At 71.9% G+C, this 15,455-nt stretch carries 9 protein-coding genes; 5 read left to right on the top strand and 4 right to left on the bottom strand.

The features are described 5' to 3' along the window. Positions 1 to 101: 101 nt before the first annotated feature. The 4 genes from M8C17_RS04650 to M8C17_RS04635 all read left to right on the top strand — a co-directional run bounded on the left by M8C17_RS04650 (position 102) and on the right by M8C17_RS04635 (position 8,993). Positions 102 to 1,085 carry a YafY family protein gene (locus tag M8C17_RS04650; protein WP_252415123.1) on the top strand — a complete coding sequence of 328 codons (984 nt, stop codon included), beginning with the start codon at positions 102 to 104 and terminating at the stop codon, positions 1,083 to 1,085. A gap of 210 nt (positions 1,086 to 1,295) precedes the next feature. Next, a complete protein-coding gene (locus M8C17_RS04645) occupies positions 1,296 to 6,755 on the top strand; it encodes a carboxyl transferase domain-containing protein (protein WP_252415122.1) in 5,460 nt (1,819 codons plus the stop codon). Positions 6,756 to 6,863: 108 nt separating this feature from the next. Beyond that, on the top strand, positions 6,864 to 7,673 hold the full coding sequence (locus M8C17_RS04640; RefSeq protein ID WP_252415121.1) for an endonuclease/exonuclease/phosphatase family protein: 810 nt from the start codon (positions 6,864 to 6,866) through the stop codon (positions 7,671 to 7,673). 135 nt (positions 7,674 to 7,808) lie between these two features. Further along, positions 7,809 to 8,993: a low temperature requirement protein A gene (locus M8C17_RS04635; RefSeq protein ID WP_252415120.1), complete on the top strand. Its 1,185-nt coding sequence runs from the start codon at positions 7,809 to 7,811 to the stop codon at positions 8,991 to 8,993. A gap of 15 nt (positions 8,994 to 9,008) precedes the next feature. On the opposite strand, the gene M8C17_RS04630 is transcribed toward M8C17_RS04635, so the two are convergent. The 4 genes from M8C17_RS04630 to M8C17_RS04615 form a co-directional block, all read right to left on the bottom strand. Beyond that, on the bottom strand, positions 9,009 to 10,196 hold the full coding sequence (locus M8C17_RS04630; RefSeq protein WP_252415119.1) for a low temperature requirement protein A: 1,188 nt from the start codon (positions 10,194 to 10,196) through the stop codon (positions 9,009 to 9,011). Positions 10,197 to 10,330: 134 nt separating this feature from the next. Further along, complete coding sequence (locus tag M8C17_RS04625; protein WP_252415118.1) at positions 10,331 to 11,302, bottom strand: pyridoxal-phosphate dependent enzyme; 972 nt, start codon at positions 11,300 to 11,302, stop codon at positions 10,331 to 10,333. Between the two features lie 29 nt (positions 11,303 to 11,331). Next, entirely contained in the window at positions 11,332 to 12,207 is an 876-nt protein-coding gene (locus M8C17_RS04620; protein ID WP_252415117.1) for an alpha/beta fold hydrolase, read from the bottom strand. A gap of 109 nt (positions 12,208 to 12,316) precedes the next feature. Beyond that, positions 12,317 to 13,843 (bottom strand): glycerol-3-phosphate dehydrogenase/oxidase, encoded by a 1,527-nt coding sequence (locus M8C17_RS04615; protein WP_252415116.1) that lies wholly within the window; start codon positions 13,841 to 13,843, stop codon positions 12,317 to 12,319. Between the two features lie 45 nt (positions 13,844 to 13,888). Here M8C17_RS04615 and M8C17_RS04610 point away from each other — a divergent pair, with 45 nt between their 5' ends. Continuing rightward, complete coding sequence (locus M8C17_RS04610) at positions 13,889 to 15,454, top strand: FAD-binding oxidoreductase (protein WP_252415115.1); 1,566 nt, start codon at positions 13,889 to 13,891, stop codon at positions 15,452 to 15,454. Position 15,455: the final 1 nt, after the last annotated feature.

Here is a 15,455-nt window from a genome sequence, read left to right as displayed (position 1 = left end):
GGCACTCGGATCCTTCCGGTCGTCCTCGTCGGCTTGCCAGTGCAACGGTCGCAGGTGAAGAGGACAGCTTGTGACCGCTTCTCCTGGCAGTATCGGAACCCGTGCCGAACACCTCAGCCCGCCTGCTGTCGCTGCTCTCTCTGCTCCAGGCCCGCCGGGACTGGCCGGGGACACTGTTGGCCGAGCGGCTCGCCGTCAGCCCGCGCACCGTGCGCCGCGACGTCGATCGCCTGCGCGAGCTCGGCTACCCCATCCGCGCGACCAAGGGCCCCGACGGCGGTTACCGGCTCGACGCGGGCAGGGAACTGCCACCGCTGCTGTTCGACGACGAGCAGGCCGTCGCGCTCGCCGTCGCACTCCAGATCGCCACCACCGCCGGCGCCGGCATCGAGGAGGCCGCGAAGCGGGCGCTGACCACCGTCCGGCAGGTCATGCCGGCACGGCTGCGCCACCGCATCGACACCCTCCAGGTCACCGCCGTCGGACGACCCGGAACCCGATCGAACCCACAGGCCGACAGCGCCGTACTCGTGGCGCTCAGCGCCGCCGTGCACGCCCGCGAGGTGCTGCGCTTCGACTACGCCCCCGCCTTGCGGGAGGGAGTGGGCGACGACCGGCGCGCCGAGATTCCTCCGCGCCGGGTGCAGCCGCACCATGTCGTCACCTGGGGTGGGCGCTGGTACCTCGTCGCGTGGGATCTCGACCGCGGCGACTGGCGCACCTTTCGCGCCGACCGGATCACGCCGCGCACACCCACGGGTCCCCGCTTCACCCCCCGCGAACTGCCCGGAGGGGACGTGGCCGCCTACGTCGTCAGCAGGTTCCAGGGCTCCGGCGACTGGCCCTGCCGAGGCGAGGTGATCCTCGACCTCCCCGCCGAGGCCGTGTCCCCCTACACCAGCGACGGACTGGTCGAGGCACTCGGCCCGGACCGCTGCCGACTCGTCCTGGGCTCCTGGTCATGGCCCAGCCTGGCCGCCTCCATCGGCAGGTTCGACGCCGACATCGAGGTCGTCGGGCCGGCCGAGCTCAAGGACGCCTTCGCGCACCTGGCCCACCGGTACGCCCACGCCGCGGCCGGCTAAACCACCGGCGTCCCCCCGTTACCCTCGACCACAGTCCCGGAGACCGACACCTGAAGACCAAAAACTTTTGTTGGTTTCCTACAACTGAGCGGCGATTGGTTCGGTGATTGCACCATGGCGCTGGCCGCTGGCAGACGGAAAAGTGATCGCTGCCGGGAGCCGTCATCTCCCGGCGACACGCATCATGGGTCTACCAAAGGGGTCAGTCGGGTGTTCAACCGTGTCGCCATCGTCAACCGTGGTGAGGCCGCCATGCGGCTCATCCACGCGGTCCGCGAGTTGGCTGCGGAGACCGGCATCCGGATCGAAACCGTCGCCCTCTACACCGACGTCGACCGCACCGCCACCTTCGTGCGCGAGGCGGACATCGCCTACGACCTCGGTCCGGCGTCCGCCCGCCCGTACCTCAATCTGGCGGTGCTGGAGCGCGCGCTGACGGAGACCGGGGCCGACGCCGCGTGGGTCGGCTGGGGTTTCGTCGCCGAGGACCCGGCGTTCGCGGAACTGTGCGAGAAGATCGGCGTCACGTTCGTCGGGCCGAGCGCGGACGCCATGCGCCAGCTCGGCGACAAGATCGGCTCGAAGCTGATCGCCGAAGAGGTCGGCGTGCCGGTCGCGCCGTGGAGCCGCGGTGCCGTCAAGACCCTGGACGCCGCTCGCACGGCGGCGGCCGAGATCGGCTACCCGCTGATGCTGAAGGCGACCGCGGGCGGCGGCGGTCGCGGCATCCGCGTGATCAGGAGCGAGGCCGAACTGGTCGACGCGTACGAGCGCACGAGTCAGGAGGCGGCACGGGCGTTCGGCAGCGGCATCGTCTTCCTGGAGCGCCTGGTCACCGGGGCGCGGCACGTCGAGGTCCAGGTGATCGCCGACGGGCAGGGCACGGCCTGGGCGCTCGGCGTCCGCGACTGCTCGGTGCAGCGACGCAACCAGAAGGTCATCGAGGAGTCGTCGTCACCGGTGCTCAGCCCGGCGCAGGCGGCCGAACTCAAGACGTCGGCCGAACGGCTGGCCGTGGCGGTCGGATACCGCGGCGCGGCGACCGTCGAGTTCCTCTACCACCCCGGCGACCAGCTGTTCGCGTTCCTCGAGGTCAACACCCGCCTGCAGGTCGAGCACCCGATCACCGAGCTGACCACCGGGTTCGACCTGGTCAAGGCCCAGCTGCACGTCGCCTCCGGCGGCCGGCTCGACGGTGAGCCGCCGGCGGAGCGCGGGCACGCCATCGAGGCCCGCCTGAACGCCGAGGACCCCGACCGCGACTTCGCGCCCTCCCCCGGCCGGATCGCGCGGCTGGACCTGCCCGCTGGCCCGGGTATCCGGGTGGACACCGGCGTCAGCGAGGGTGACACCATCCCGGCCGACTTCGACTCGATGATCGCGAAGATCATCGCGTACGGCCGCAATCGCGACGAGGCACTCGGCAAGCTGCGTCGGGCGATGGCGAACACCACGGTGATCATCGAGGGCGGCGCGACGAACAAGAGCTTCGTCCTCGACCTGCTCGACCAGCCCGAGGTGATCGACGCCAGCGCGGACACCGGCTGGATCGACCGCGTCCGTGGCGAGGGCAGGCTCGTCGCGCACCGGCACTCCGCGGTCGCACTGGCGGCCGCCGCCATCGAGGCGTACGAGGAGGAGGAGCGCGTCGAGCGGCAGCGGCTGCTGTCGACGGCGTCCGGTGGGCGCCCCCAGGTGCAGCACAAGAGCGGCCGGCCGCTGGACCTGAAGCTGCGCGGCGTCACCTACCGCATGCGCGTGGCGCGGGTCGGCGCGCACCGGTTCCGCGTCGGCATCGAGGTGGGCCCCGTCGTGCACACCGCCGACGTCGAGCTCGACCGCTTCGACCGGCACACCGGCCAGATCGCCGTCAACGGCATCCGGTACCGGCTGCTCACCGGCACGCACGGGCCGACCCACCTGGTCGAGGTGGACGGCGTGACGCACCGGGTCAGCCGCGACGAGGGCGGCGTCGTCCGCTCCCCCATGCCGGCGCTGGTCGTCGCCACACCGCTGGAGATCGGCGCCGAGGTCGAGGCCGGCGCGCCGGTGCTGGTGCTGGAAGCCATGAAGATGGAGACGGTGCTGCGTGCGCCGTTCAAGGCGCGGCTGAAGGAGTGCGCCGTCGCGGTCGGCAGCCAGGTCGAGGCCGGTGCGCCGCTGCTGCGACTGGAGCCGCTCGCCGACGAGGCCGCCGAGACCGCGGACGATCCGACCGCCGCCCCCGTCGAGCTGGACCTGCCCACCTCGGCCGAGGACGTTCCGGCGTACCAGCGCACCCTGCGCGGCCAGGAGGACCTGCGCGCCCTGCTGCTCGGCTTCGACGTCGACCCGCACGACGACGACCGGGTGCTCGACGACTACCTCACCGCGCGGTCGGCGGCCATCGAGGACGGCCACCGGCCGCTGGCCGCGGAACTCGACCTCGTCGACGTGTTCGCCGACCTCACCGAGCTGAGCCGCAACCGGCCGACGGGCGAGGAGGGCGGCGCCCACGCGCACAGTGCCCGCGAGTACTTCCACACGTACCTGCAGAGCCTCGACGTCGAGCGGGCCGGGCTTCCGGATGCCTTTCAGGCCAAGCTCGCCAAGGCGCTCGGGCACTACGGCGTCACCGACCTGGAGCGCTCCGGCGACCTCGAAGCCGCCGTGTTCCGGATCTTCCTCGCGCAGCAACGCGCGTCCGCCGACGCCACGGTCGTCGCGACGCTGCTGCGCGCGTGGCTGCGGGAGTCCCCGCCGGACGAGACGCTGCGCGAGCCGGCGGGTCTCGCACTGGAGCGGCTGGTGGCCGCGACGCAGGTCCGCTTCCCCGTGGTCGCCGACCTCGCCCGCGGTGTGGTGTTCGCCTGGTTCGCCCAGCCGCTGCTGCGCCGCAACCGCGCCCGCGTCTACGCCCAGGTCCGCGGGCACCTGCGTCACCTGGACGCGCACCCGGACGCGGCGGACCGCACCGAGCGGATCGCCGAGATGGTACGCAGCACCGAGCCGCTGGTACGGCTGCTCGGCCAGCGGCTCGTCCGTGACCACCTCGACAACGCGGTGATGCTGGAGGTGCTGACCCGGCGGTACTACGGCAACAAGGCGCTCGCCAGCGTACGCACCCGCGAGGTCGCGGACTGCACGTTCGTCGTCGCCGAGCGCGCCGACTCGAGCGTGGTCTCCGCGGCGGTGAGCTTCGACGCGTTGGGCGACGCGCTGCGCGGGCTCGCCGAGCTGGCGAGCGGCGAGGACGCCGTCGACGTCGACATCTACCTCGGGTGGGAGAACCAGCCGGAGGACTTCGACGCGATGGCCGCGGCGCTGCTGGAGGTCATCACCGCGCACCCGCTGCCGCCCCAGGTCCGTCGGCTCACCGCCACCGTCGCCGGTCGCGGCGGAGCGGTGATGCACCACCACTTCACCTTCCGCCCGTCCGACGCGGGGATGACGGAGGACCGGCTGATCCGCGGCCTGCACCCGTACATCGCGCAGCGGATGCAGCTGGAGCGGCTGCACAAGTTCGACCTGACCCGGCTGCCGTCGTCGGACGAGGAGGTCTACCTCTTCCAGTGCGTGGCGCGGGAGAACCCGTCCGACGAGCGTCTCGTCGCGTTCGCGCAGGTGCGGGACCTGACCGAGCTGCGCGAGCAGGACGGCCGGCTGGTCGCGCTGCCGACGACCGAGGACGCCATCGCCGCCTGCCTCGACTCGATCCGCCGCGCACAGTCCCGGCGGCCGTCGAAGACGCGCTTCAACACCAACCGGATCGTGGTCTACGTCTGGCCGCCGAGCGAGCTGACCCGCCAGGAGATGGAGATGATCGCCGGGCGGGTACGCCCGACGACCGCGGGGGCAGGGCTGGAGGAGATCCTCTTCGTCGCCCGGCAGCGCGACCGCCGCACCGGCGAGCTGACCAAGATCGCCGTACGGATCTCCTTCGACGCCACCGGCGGCGCCCAGCTCACCATCGGCGAGCCGCCCGTCGAACCCGTCGAACCGCTCGACGAGTACCGGCTGAAGGTGCTGCGGGCGAGCAGCCGCAACACGGTGTACCCGTACGAGCTGACCGGCCTGCTCGGCGACTTCGTCGAGCACGACCTCAACGACGACCACGTGTTGGTGCCGGTGGAGCGGCCGAAGGGTCGCAACTGGGCCGCGATCGTCGCCGGCGTGGTCACCACGCCGACCGAGCGGCACCCGCAGGGTGTCAGCCGGGTCGTGCTGCTCGGTGACCCGACGAAGTCGCTGGGTGCGCTGTCGGAGCCGGAGTGCCGACGCGTGATCGCCGCGCTCGACCTGGCCGAGCAGATGCGGGTGCCACTGGAGTGGTGGGCGCTGTCCGCCGGGGCGCGGATCTCCATGACCTCCGGCACCGAGAACATGGACTGGGTGGCGGCGGCGCTCAAGCGCATCGTCGAGTTCACCCAGGCCGGCGGTGAGATCAACATCGTCGTGGCGGGCATCAACGTGGGCGCGCAGCCGTACTGGAACGCCGAGGCGACGATGCTCATGCACACCAAGGGCATCCTGGTGATGACGCCGGACTCGGCGATGGTCCTCACCGGCAAGCAGTCGCTCGACTTCTCCGGAGGCGTGTCCGCCGAGGACAACTTCGGCATCGGCGGCTACGACCGGGTGATGGGGCCGAACGGGCAGGCGCAGTACTGGGCGCCGAACCTGACGGCCGCGCGGGACGTGGTCATGTCGCACTACGACCACACGTACGTCGCTCCCGGCGAGGACGCGCCCCGGCGGGCGGCCACCACGGACCCCGTGGACCGCGACATCTCGGCGTTCCCGCACGACGTCGCCGGCAGCGCGTTCAACACCGTCGGCGAGATCTTCTCCGCCACGGCCAACCCCGACCGCAAGAAGCCCTTCGACATCCGGACGGTGATGCGGGCGCTCGCCGACCAGGACCACCCGGTGCTGGAACGTTGGGCGGGCATGGCCGACGCGGAGACCGCCGTCGTGCAGGACGTACACCTCGGCGGCATCCCGGTGTGCCTGCTCGGCATCGAGTCACGGTCGGTGCCCCGGCGCGGCTTCCCACCCACCGACGGCCCGGACACCTACACGGCGGGGACGCTGTTCCCACGGTCGTCGAAGAAGGCCGCGCGGGCGATCAACGCGGCCAGCGGCAACCGGCCGCTGGTGGTGCTGGCGAACCTGTCGGGCTTCGACGGCTCACCGGAGTCGATGCGCAAGCTCCAGTTGGAGTACGGCGCCGAGATCGGCCGGGCGATCGTGAACTTCCGCGGGCCGATCGTCTTCTGCGTGATCTCGCGCTACCACGGCGGCGCGTTCGTGGTGTTCTCCAAGGCCCTGAACCCGAACATGACGGTGCTGGCGCTGGAGGGCTCGTTCGCCTCGGTGCTGGGCGGCGCCCCCGCCGCCGCGGTGGTGTTCTCCGCCGACGTCAACGCCCGCACGGCGGCCGACCCGCGTGTCCGGGGCCTGGAGGCCCGCGTCGCCGTGGCGGCCGGCACCGAGCGCGCGGCGTTGACCGCGGAACTCGACGAGCTGCGCTCGTCGGTCCGGGCGGAGAAGCTCGGCGAGGTCGCCACGGAGTTCGACCGCGTGCACAACATCCAGCGCGCCGTCGAGGTCGGCTCCGTGGACGCGGTCATCCGCGCCGCCGAGCTGCGTCCACGCATCATCGAGGCCATCGAGACCCGACTCGGCTAGGTGGCGGACGGAGCGTCAGTGATCACCCGGAACAGGTGGGGTCGTGCCCGAGCGGCGACGACCCCGCCTGTCCTGGGCGATCGTTCGTACCGGGGTCTCCGCCGAGCCGTGGCCGTCGTGTGCCTGATCGCCGCCGCCACGGTGCCGGCCGGTTCGTCGGTGGCGGACACCTCCGCGACGACGGTCCTGCGGGTGCTCCAGATGAACCTCTGCAACAGCGGGCGCGCCGGCTGTTACACGGGCCGATCGGTGACCGGGGCCATAGAGGTCATCACCGCCGAGGTGCCCGATCTGGTCACCCTCAACGAGATCTGCCGGGACGACGTGACGACCCTGGAGCGCACGTTCTCGCAGGTCCACGGTGGCGCCAGGGTCGTGTCCGCGTTCAAGGCCGCCGGCGACCGTCCTTCCGGCGCCGCCACCCGGTGCCGCAACGGCCAGCCGTACGGCATCGGGCTGCTGGCCCGCGTCACGGCGCCGTACACCGTGCACAGCGGGATCTACCCGACGCAGGATGTCACGGACCCCGAGGAGCGTGCCTGGCTCTGCGTCGAGGTCGCCGGCACGCTGCACGCCTGCACCACACACCTGGCGGCCACCAGCGCCGCCGTCGCGCTCGCCCAGTGCCGTCACCTGCTCGACACGGTCGTGTCGACCATCCGCGGCAGCTCCGGGTACGCGCCCACCGTGCTGCTCGGCGACCTCAACCTCCGCAGCGGCGGCTCCCCCGACGTGCGGTCCTGCGTACCGCCGGACTACCTGCGGATCGACGACGGCGCGCTGCAGCACGCCATGGCGACGACCGACGTCCGGATCTGTTGCCGCCGGTCGGTGAGCATGCGCGGGGCGACCGACCACCCGGGGCTGCTGGCCACCCTCAGGATCGAGGCGAACCCGACCGCTGCTCGCCGGGCGTGACTGAACGCGCGGGCCAGGAGGTGCCTTTTGGCTGTTCGGGCGTGTCCTGTTTTGTAGGTTCAGAGGTGACAGGAACCTCGCCAGGTTGCCAGCGCCTCCGCTCCCGGTCGGGCGTCGCTTCAGGAGGCAGACGCCGTGACCTCGAGCCCGCTCCCCCGGATTCTCCGCCGACGCGGCGAGCCCGAGTTTCCGACGTTCCTGGAACTCTTCTTCGATCTGGTCTACATCTTCATGTTCTCCCGGCTCGCCGTCGGGCTGATGAACGATCTCAGCGTTCGCAACGCGGCGCAGACGGCCGTTCTGCTGCTCGCCGCATGGTGGGTCTGGGTGCTCACGGCGTGGCTCACCGATCTGTTCAATCCGCGGCTACCGCTGATCCAGGCCACCGTGCTCGTGGTCATGTTCGGCACCCTGCTGATGGCCGTCGCGGTCCCACGGGCCTTCGGCGCGTACGGGTGGCTCTTCGTCGCGGCGTACTTCGCCATCCACCTCGCCCGGGACTCGGTTCTCATCCCCGGCACGCGGGTGAACCGGCCCATCCAGGCGCGGAGCATCCGTGTCTTCTTCTGGTTCGGCGTCACCGTCGTGCCCTGGGTGGCCGGCGCGTTCGTGGACGGCACGGCCAGGCTGGTGCTCTGGTCCATCGCGGTGGCGGTCGACCTCGGGTCGGCCCGGATCGGTTGGCCGACGCCCCGGCTCGGTCGTACCGAACTCGCCAGCCAGATCTTCACCGGCGCTCACCTGTCCGAACGACACCGGCAGATCTTCATCATCTCGCTCGGTGAGTTGATCCTGACCGTCGGCATGGGGTTGGCCGGCAGCCACTTCGAGGTCGGCCCGGTGGCGGCGTGCGCGGTGGCGCTCGCCAACGCCCTGCTTCTGTTCCAGATCTACTTCCACCGGATACGACAACTGTTGGCACCGACCGCCGTCTCGACGGTGGAACGGGTGCGTTCGGGCACCGCCACCTCGTACACCCATCTGGTCATGGTGGCGGGGGTGGTGGTCATCTCGGCCAGTGACTCGCTCGTCATCGACCGCCCGTTCGGCGAGGCACCGGCCGGGTTGATCGTCGCGATCCTGGGCGGCCCCGCGCTGTTCCTGCTCGGCGGCTGCCTGTACGACTTCGTGGTCACCGGTCGGATCCTCTGGCCACGGGTGCTGGGGATCGTCGTGCTGGGCGCCGTCGCGCCCGCGATGCCGCTGCTGTCACCGCTGGCGATCATGATCGTGGCGAACCTGGTCCTGCTGCTCACGCTGATCGTCGAGGCGGTGGCCCCGCGTTCGCGACTGACCAGTGCTCCGTTGCCCGCCGGATGAACGGCCCGAATCGGCTCAGCGCAGTGCCGGGGGTGCCGCCGTCCGGGGGTGCACCCGCGTGCTCAGCAGGTTCGCCACGGCGACCAGGGCCAGCACGATCGTGGCGAGGAGGGCGACGACCACCGGCGGCAGCAGGTAGGTCGCTGGCGCCACTCCGCCCAGCAGGGCCAGGCCCGCCAGCCGTGACCTGGACACCCGGCCGAACACGGTGTAGTCGAGCACCCCACGGCCGAGCAGGAAGAGCGCCGGCCCACCGAGGATGACCGCAGCCCAGGACGTCGGGGTCTCGCCGAGCGGACGGTCGATGACGAGTTTGCTGGTGACCGCCGCACCTCCGATGCCGGCCACCATGATCACATGAGTGACCGCGCCGGACTGGCCGAGCAGGGAGGGTCTCGTCGACTTGGCGATCGCTTCGGTCAGCAGTTCTCCGGCGCGGTAGATGTAGATCCGCCACATGAGCACCACCATCAGGAAGATGATCACGAGCGCCCAGACCCGCGGGGCGGTGTAGTCGCTGCGGCTGAACGTCTCCGCCGTCGCGAAGATCGACACGCCGAGCGCGATGATGACGAACTGCCGGTACCGCTCGGAGAGCCTCTCCCCCGCCAGCCGCCACTCCTCGGAGTGCGAACGGCCCAGGCGTGGCACGGGCCAGCCGAGCGCGGCCGCGAGGCATTCGACCGCCACCGCCACCGCCCAGAGCGCCAGGCGGGCCGTACCGTCGAGGAGCGCTCCGCTGATCCACCCGAGCCCGGCGATGGTCTCCCAGAACAGGACCCGCCTGCTCCTCCGCCGCGGGAACGGCTCTCGCACGACCAGCAGGATGTAGGCGCTGGAGCCGAGGTGGATCGCCACGTAGGTGATCGCGAACAGCAGGCCCCGGCTGCCGAACGCGTCGGGGACCGTTGCCGCCAGCAGCAGGCTTGCCGCCATCGTGCCGATGAACTGCACCTGGAGCGCCGGCCGTGCCCGGTCGAGCGTGTCACCCGCCCACGCGGTCAACGCCCAGATGAACGTGAAGCCGAGCAGCAGCACCAGCGTTTCGGCGACGCCCGTCCAGGTCAGGTCGGTGGCGAGCTTGTCGGCGAGGGAGATCAGCGCGAAGACGTAGACCAGATCGAAGAACAGCTCCAGGAACGCCGGGTGTGCGGGATCCTTCCGGCCCGGAACCGTCAACCCGGCGTCGCGATCCGCTGCCATCGATCACCCTGCCCTACCCGTCCACCGTCACCGGATGACGACACTACGGGTAGTGGAGGCATGACAGTGGGTTGTTGGGTGGGTCGGTGCCGCCGCCGAGGACGCGCTGCGTTCCCGCGCCGCGTCACCCCCGCTCAGGCGAGCTTCTGGACCCTTTCGGCGAACGCCGGAACGTCGGGGTGCCCGAACATCCCGGGAAGCCCGCCCGTGTGCACGAAGACGGTCCGGTCGCCCGGAGCGATCTCGCCTCGCCGGGTCGCCGCGATGAGGCCCGCCATCGCGCGCCCGGTGTACGTGGGATCGAGGATGATCCCCTCGAGCCGGGCGACGAGTGTGAGCGCCTCCTGGACCGTGTCGGTGAGGCTCGCGTAGCCGTTCCCGATGTGGTCACGGTCGACGCGCAGGTCATCGGCGCGTACCTCCGGCGAGAGCGCGGCGGCGAAGGCCGCCACGCGCTCCCGGGAGTCCTCGACCGCCCCGACGTCGACACCGAGCGTGCGGTCCGGGCCCAGGCTCGCGACGAGCCCGGCCATCGTGGCACCGGACCCGAGCGCGACCACAGCGGTACGCAGGTCGGGCACCTGGGCCATCAACTCCTCGCCGCAGGTCGCGTAACCGCGGGTGGCCAACATGCTGGACCCGCCGAACGGGATGAGGGCGGGGCGGGCGCCTTCGGACCGCAGCCGCTCGCACACCCCGGCGGCGGCGTCCGTGAGCGCCTGCTGACCCTGCACACCGGTGAAGACGATCTCGGCGCCGAGGAGCGCGTCCAGGACGAGGTTGCCCGATCGGGCTGCCGGCGGTTCGCCCGGGAATACCAGCACGGCGCGCAGACCGAGACGCGCGGCGGCCGCCGCGGTGAGTCGCGCGTGGTTGCTCTGTGGCCCACCCGTGGTGACGAGGGTGTCGGCGTCGTCCGCGAGCGCTTCGGCGACGGTCCACTCCAACTTGCGGATCTTGTTGCCGCCGCCGGCGATGCCGGTGAGGTCGTCCCTCTTGACGAGAAGGTCTTCGCGGCCGAGCCCGAGCGCGGCGGCCAGCCGGGGCATCGGCTCGACCGGTGTGGGCCACGTGCTGAGTGTGAGCGGGACGAGCGATCCAGGCATGCCGCCATCTTGTCAGGCGCCGCCGGGAGCTACTTCAGGAAGTCCAGGAGCTGCCGCGTGGTCTCCTCGGGCGCCTCTTCCGGGATGAAGTGCCCGACCGGGACCGGCTCGCCGCGAACGTCGTCGGCCCACTGCCTCCAAATCCCGAGCGGGTCGTCGTAGAGCTTCGCGACCTGACCTCGCTGGCTCCAGAGGAACAGCAGAGGGCACGCGATCCTGCGCGTGCCGCGGTCCGCCTCGTCCTGCTGGTAGTCCAACGTCGCGGCCGCGCGGAACTCCTCGCAGACCGCGTGGACGGTAGCGGGATCGCTGAACTGCCTGACGTACGCGGCGCGCACCTCGGCCGGGAACGCGTCCTTCACCTCGGGCCACGTGTCGAGCATGAAGTCGACGAGGACGGCGGGCGCCGCGTCGATGAACCGCTCGGGCACCGGCGCCGGTGCCGCCAGAAAGGACCAGACCCAGTACGAGAGGCTGAACGCCCGGTCGGCACGGTTGTAGACGTCGCCGACCGGGACGACGTCCAGGACGGCGAGCCGGGTGACGAGATCCGGTTCGTCGAGCGCGAGACGGTAGGCGCACCGGGCCCCGCGATCATGGCCGACGAGGCTGAACCGCTCGTAGCCCAGACTCCGCATGACCTCGATCTGGTCGCGGGCGATCGCCCGCATGCTGTACGGCTCGTGATCGGCGCTGCTCGGCGGCTTGCCGCTGTCGCCCCAGCCGCGCAGGTCGGTGACGACCACGGTGTGGTCCCCGGCGAGCCGCGGCGCCACGCGGTGCCACATCAGGTGTGTCTCGGGGATGCCGTGCAGGAGGAGAACCGGAGGGCCGCTTCCGCCGCGGCGTCCGTGGATCGTCGCCCCCGACGTGGGAATGTCGAACTCCTCGAACCCGTCAAACACGACGCCGACCCCCTCCGCGTCCTCAGGACATCCCGTGCTCCGCTCGGGGCATCCCCCGGAACGACCACCGCAATCCCGGTGTCGGCCCGGATACGACCGGACGGTCCGGTCACTCCTCGGCGGCCAGCGCGAGGACGTGTCGCGCGGTCGGCAGCGCGGCCTCGCGGTGCGCCGGGACGAGACCGATCCGGGTACGCCTGTCGAGCAGGTCGTCGACGGTGAGGGCAAGTTCGTGGCGGGTGGCCCAGAGGAGTTCGGCGCCGGTGACGGGGATGTCGGGGCCGATCGGCTGGCGGAGTTCGGCGGGTGCCTCGGCCAGGACGTCGACGGCCTCCGTGCCGTACCGGTGGGTGAGCCGGCGTGGTGCGGAGACACGGGCCAGCTGGGCCCTGCTCGCGGCACCGGGTAGCGGGAGGCGTCGGGTGCGGCAGGGGCCGGCACGGAGGCCGCGCTGGCGGACGGCGGTGTCGACGGCGTCCTCGGCCATGCGGCGGTAGGTGGTGAGCTTGCCGCCGATGACGCTGATGATGCCGTCGGGGTCGTCGATGACGGCGTGGCGGCGGGACAGGTCGGCGGTTCGGCTGTCGGCGTCGTCGAGCAGCGGTCGCAACCCGGCGTACGCACCGAGGACGTCGGTGGGTTGCAGCGGCTGGTCGAGGACGCTGTTGAGGACGTCGAGCAGGAACGCGATCTCGGCTTCGGTGGGTTGCGGCACGTCGGGGACGGGTCCGTCCACCGGTTCGTCGGTCAGTCCCGCGTACACCAGGCCGTCGGTCTGGGGCAGGGCGAAGACGTAGCGGGTGAACTCGCCGGGGACCGGGATCGTCAGGCCGGCCCAGAGTCCGCCCAGTCGGGCGGCGGACAGCACGATGTGGGTGCCTCGGGACGGGCGCAGGCGTACGTGTGGGGTCAGACTGCTGGCCCACACGCCGGTGGCGTTGACGACCGCGCGGGCGGCGACGTGCATGCGCGCCCCGGTAAGGGTGTCCTCGATGATGGCGCCCTCGCGGTGCAGGCTGACCGCCCGGCACCGGGGCAGGATGCGCGCGGATCGGGCCGCGGCCGCTCGTGCCAGGCCGACGACGAGTCGGGCGTCGTCGCAGAGCTGACCGTCCCAGGACAGGTGTGCTCCGCGGAGGCCCTCCGCGCGCAGTGCGGGTGCGATGGCGCCCGCCTCGGCCGAGCCGAGCCGGCGAGTTCCGGGCAGGGTCCGTCGGGAGGTTCCGGCGCAGGTACGCAGCAGGTCCCCGGCGCGGAGGCCGGCCGCCGCGGCGCTCGCCTGCCACCGGCTGGTGTACGCCGTCGACGGGAGCAGCATCGGCAGGGGGCGCGTCAGGTGCGGCGCGGTGCGGGTCAGCAGCAGGTGACGCTCGGCGGCGCTCTCGTAGGCGACGCCCACCTGGCCGTGTGCGAGATAGCGCAGACCGCCGTGGACCAGTTTGGAACTCCAGCGGGAGGTGCCGTTGGCGAGGTCGTGGGCGTCGACGGCGACCACGGACAGCCCGCGGCTCGCCGCGTCGAGGGCCACTCCGGCGCCGGTGACGCCGAGCCCGACGACCAGGACGTCGACGGGCGCGCCGGCCACCAGTTCGGCGAGGTCACGTTCCCTTCGGGAGACGGTCAGCGAGGTTTTCACACGCCTCCTTGCGATGCAGTGACGTTGAATGTCACTCTGTCACACATGAATATGGGAGGGGAAGCGCCGACCGTCGGATGGGCCCGCTGGGGCACCACGAGGAACGCGAAGGCGCTGCCGGACACCGCATCGACCCTGCTGGCCCGGATCCTCGATCTGACGCCCCCACCGCAGGCCGTGCCGCTGGCGGAAGCGGCCGTACCGGACTGCGAGCTGGACTCTGCGGTCCTCGACGCGCTGCGGCGGGCACTGGGCGCCGAGCACGTGCTCACCACCCCGGCCGCCCGGGCACGGCACGCGTCGGGCATGTCGACGCCGGATCTGCTCCGCCACCGGCAGGGCCGGGTGCCTGCTCCCCCGCAGGCCGTGCTGTGCCCGGCCGACCACGCCGAGGTGGTGTCCATCCTCAACCTCTGCTCCCGGTCGGGGGTGGCCGTGGTCCCGTTCGGTGGTGGCACCTCGGTGGTCGGCGGGCTGACGCCGACCGCGGCGCACCACGTCGCCGTCGACCTGAGCCGGCTGGACGACGTCGTGGCGATCGACCCGCTGTCGCGGACCGCCACGCTGCAGGCGGGGCTCCGCGCCCCGAGGGCCGCCGAGCTGCTCGCCGAGCACGGATTCACCCTCGGCCACGTGCCGCAGTCCTTCGAGTACGCCACCATCGGCGGGTTCGCCGCCACCCGGTCGTCGGGCCAGGCGTCGGCCGGCTACGGCCGCTTCGACGACATGGTCATGGCGCTCACGATCGCCACGCCCCGAGGCACCGTCCGGGCGGGCCGCGCCCCGGCCTCGGCCGCCGGTCCCGATCTGCGGCAGCTGTTCCTCGGCAGCGAGGGGACGCTGGGCGTCATCACCGACGTGACCGTGCGCGTCCGGCCCCTACCGGCCGAGTCGCACTACGAGGGCTGGCGGTTCGGTTCGTTCGCCGACGGCCTGCACGCCGTGCGGCGACTGGCGCAGGACGGGCCGAGGCCCACGGTGCTGCGACTGTCCGACGAGGTCGAGACCGCGATCGGGGCGACAGGCTCCGGCCGCTCCGACGGCGGCTGCCAACTGATCGCCGGGTACGAGGGCGCGGACGTACGCCCCACGGTCGACGCGGCCGCCGGCGTGCTGGCCGCACACGGCGGGGTGCCGCTGGGCGAGGAGCCGGGTCGACAGTGGGCGCGGCACCGTTTCGACTCCCCGTATCTGCGGGACGCGCTGCTCGACGCGGGGGCGTTCGCGGAGACGCTGGAGACGGCGGCCTACTGGTCGGCGCTGCCGGCCGTGCACGACCGGGTGCGGCAGGCGATCATCGATGCGCTGCCGGACGGGGCGCTGGTACTGGCGCACGTGTCCCACGTCTACGAGACCGGCGCGTCGCTGTACTTCACGGTCATCTGCTCCCCCGGGCCGGATCCGCTCGACCGGTGGCGGAGGGCGAAGGCGGCGGCCAGCGACGCGATCGCCGCCGCGGGTGCCACGATCAGTCACCACCACGGTGTCGGCGCGGATCACCGTTCCTGGTACGCCGCCGAGATCGGCGACGTCGCGGTGGACCTGCTCCGGGCCGTCAAGCAGCACCTGGACCCGGCCGGCATCCTCAATCCCGGCATCCTGGTGCCCTGAG

It is taken from the genome of Micromonospora sp. RHAY321 (assembly GCF_023896955.1).
GTDB lineage: Bacteria > Actinomycetota > Actinomycetes > Mycobacteriales > Micromonosporaceae > Micromonospora.
Note: the sequence above shows the minus strand (reverse complement) of the source record. Positions and strands in the feature narration are given on the sequence as shown.

Bases quoted from the DNA above. Each gene is read 5' to 3' on its own strand.
- M8C17_RS04630 (WP_252415119.1), bottom strand. From the start codon at position 10,196: ATGGCAGCGGATCGCGACGCCGGGTTGACGGTTCCGGGCCGGAAGGAT.
- M8C17_RS04625 (WP_252415118.1), bottom strand. From the start codon at position 11,302: ATGCCTGGATCGCTCGTCCCGCTCACACTCAGCACGTGGCCCACACCG.
- M8C17_RS04610 (WP_252415115.1), top strand. From the start codon at position 13,889: ATGAATATGGGAGGGGAAGCGCCGACCGTCGGATGGGCCCGCTGGGGC.